Annotated in this window: 1 pseudogene; it reads right to left on the bottom strand. The window is 68.2% G+C overall.

From position 1 onward, the window contains the following. Positions 1-250: 250 nt before the first annotated feature. A pseudogene (locus ABZ490_RS52055) lies at positions 251-2667 on the bottom strand (Helicase associated domain protein). Positions 2668-2970: the final 303 nt, after the last annotated feature.

Here is a 2970-nt window from a genome sequence, read left to right as displayed (position 1 = left end):
TTCGCTCCCACACGGACATCCCACTTCGCAGCCCTCCGCCCCACCGGATAGGACCGGCGGGGCGGAGTCGAGGGGCATTCGCCAACGGCGTCCGCTCAACGCGGGTGCCGCCCCTCCTCAACCGCACGGTGACCCTCTCCAGACAGAGCGCCGCCGACTCCGGCAGCCTAACCACTCCCGCCCCGCCGGCCCGCCACAACTGAGGGAGCGGCCCAACATCCAGGGCCTACACGCACCCATTGCGATGCCCTCACGCTGCGCCTTCCGCCGCCGCCCACTGCAGCCCGAGGGCCGCGAGCGCGGCGAGTTTCTCGGTGCTCAGCTTCGCCCTGCGGCTCTTGAGGTTCATCACCCACACGCCCAGCTTGATCGCGTGGTCCTCTCCGTCGACCACGATCCGTTCGACGTGCGAGCGGCTGATGGGCCCCGCAGAGCCCGTACGTGCCCGGTACTGGGCCAGTGCCGCCAGCCCTCGCTCGAATTGCCGGAGGCCGTCCCAGAGGCCTTCGCGGGGGCCTGCGGCGCCGCGGTCTCGGGCTCCACCCCGAGGTGCTCCAGGCGCTCGCGCTGCCCGTCCGTCAGCCCCTGCCACACCGCATGCTCCCGCTGCCGGGCCAGCCGCCGCCCCACGTCCATCCCGTGGACCGTGACGCCCGCCAGCAGCTCGGTGCCGTCCTCGTCGCGCAGCAGCTCCCGCACGGCCGCGTAGTGCCGCTGCCACTCGGCCGGCCACTGCGGGTTCCAGTCGGGATCGATCTCCGCCAGCGCCGCCGCCCGCGCCGGATGCCCCTCCAGCGCGCCCGGTCGCCGCAGATTCGACAGCCAGGTACCCAATGGCCGGTCCAGGGCCACGGTCGTGCGTGGGGCGCAAAGAGTCCAGTGCTGCTCGTAGTACACCCGCGCCGCCGCCAGGTTCTCCTGAAAAGCAGCGTCGGCCACATCCCACACCATCCCGAGCTGCTCCAGCCGCCGGGCCCGCAGGCCGGTCATCTGCCCCGCGCCGTAGGCCCGTCGTTGTTCTGCCACCCACTGCCCGAGGGGATACGGCCCGGGGGCCTCCTTATGGCCGTAGGGCACCCGCGCGTGGCCCTCACGTTCGGCGAACCGCTTGAGCGCCGCCCAGCCGCGCGCCCAGTCCTGGCGTTCGGTGTCGATGATGTTGAAGCTGACCCAGTCCGCGACCATCACCGGGTCACGCGGAGCAGCAAAACGGAGCAGCAACCGGGACTCCTCTTCGCCATCCTCCGGCGGCGTGCCGATGCTCACGGACGGCTGCGCCACGTCCTTCTGCGGCTCCTGCGGGATCGCCAGCAATTCCACGGCCTCTTCATCGTGAGCCCGCAGACCCTCCAACACCTTCACCAACGGGCGGTAAGACCCGGACGTGAACATATCCTCCGGCTTTTCGTCCGGCTGCAGGAAAACCGGCACAATCAGCGAAGCGAGTTTCCCCTGGCCCGGCTTCTGCCGCAAAGCCCGGCCGATCACCTGCACGATATCGTGCGGCGCACCCTTGGGATCCAGTAGAGCCACAGAGTCCACGGCCCTGATATCAACGCCTTCCCCCAATACGCGGCAATTTGAGAGAATCGCACGCAGTGCTGTAGAGCCGAACTTGCCCAGCACCTCCCGCCGACGCTCGGGCACGTGCTCGCCGCACAGCCAGTCCGCCCAGGTGGCCGCCGGGTACCGCTCTGGCTGATCCGCGTGCAGCTTCGCCGCTACCCGCTCCAGGCCCTCCGCGTACGCCTGAGCCTCTATCGTCCGATGGTGGAAGGTGATGCACGTCTGGAGCCGATGCTGCGCCATGGCGTGCAGCAGAGCGGCCTGGAGAGCCCCCAGACGCTGCCCGCGCACCTCCTCGCTGCGCCGGTCCTCGCCCATCAGCCGCTCCGGGGTGACGACCGGGTCCTGGAGCTCCAGAACGATGATCTGGTACCGGGCCAGCAGCCCCCTGGAGACGGCCGACGCGAGCGACAGCCTGTAGAGCACCGGCCCGAATACGGCCTCATCGTCCATGGAGGCCGCCATCTCCCCGGGCAGCGCGTCCCGCACACCTTCGGCAACTCCCCAGTCCGCAGGCCGCTCCTGCCAGATCCGCGGCGTCGCCGTCAGATACAGCCGGCGCGCGGCCGGGATGACACCCTGGTCGTGCACGGCCGCCCACGCCTTGCCCATCGATCCACTGGTCCGGTGCGCCTCATCGACACACACCAGGTCCATAGGAGCGAGCTGCTCGCCGTAGACGCCCTCGAAAGCCTCCGCCAGCACACCGAGGCTGGCATACGTCGCGTAGATCGTGATCGGCCCCTGCTTGTGCCACAGGGCGAGCTGCACGGGATTGGTAGTGCTGCGCACCTTGAGACTCCACAATTCGGGGTCGTCCTGGAGCGAACACACCGCGACCGCCGGACCCGTATGCCCGGCCGCATTCCACGCCTGAACCGTCTGGCTCAGCAAATCCAGCGTCGGCACCAGAACGAGAATGCGCCCCTTGGGCGCAAGCCGCTTTGCCGCCGCAGCCGCGATGATGGTCTTTCCCGTTCCACATGCGGCGTGCACCTGCCCGCGCAGGCCATTCACGGGGATGCCGCCCGATGGAATATCAAGCCCGCGCAGGATGGCGGCAACGGCCTCGATCTGATGCTCACGCAGTTTCACGGCCATCCCCGTGTTCTCCTTTTCGATGAATGTGGCGCGTAATCCGAAAGGGAATCGCGAAGCTCGAGGCTCCAGGGTGGCGGTGCCGCCTGTTCCCAAACTCTACTGGGAGTTCTCGTGTTGTTGTCCGGTGAGGTTCTCGTTTTAGAGTCCGGGCTTTGGTGGGATTTCTGGTCATTGAGTGAGAATTCGCCTGGTCAACGAGATGGGGGCTCTAGTACTCCAGCAGTACTTCGTGGCTTGACCTGGGGAAACGTCGAGCGGTGGGAGTGTAGCGGCCGATCGGCGGTCACGGGTGGGTTCCGTGCG

The organism is Streptomyces sp. NPDC005811 (assembly GCF_040630405.1).
In the GTDB taxonomy this organism is placed as follows: Bacteria; Actinomycetota; Actinomycetes; order Streptomycetales; family Streptomycetaceae; genus Streptomyces.
This window is presented reverse-complemented; position numbering and strand designations above follow the sequence as displayed.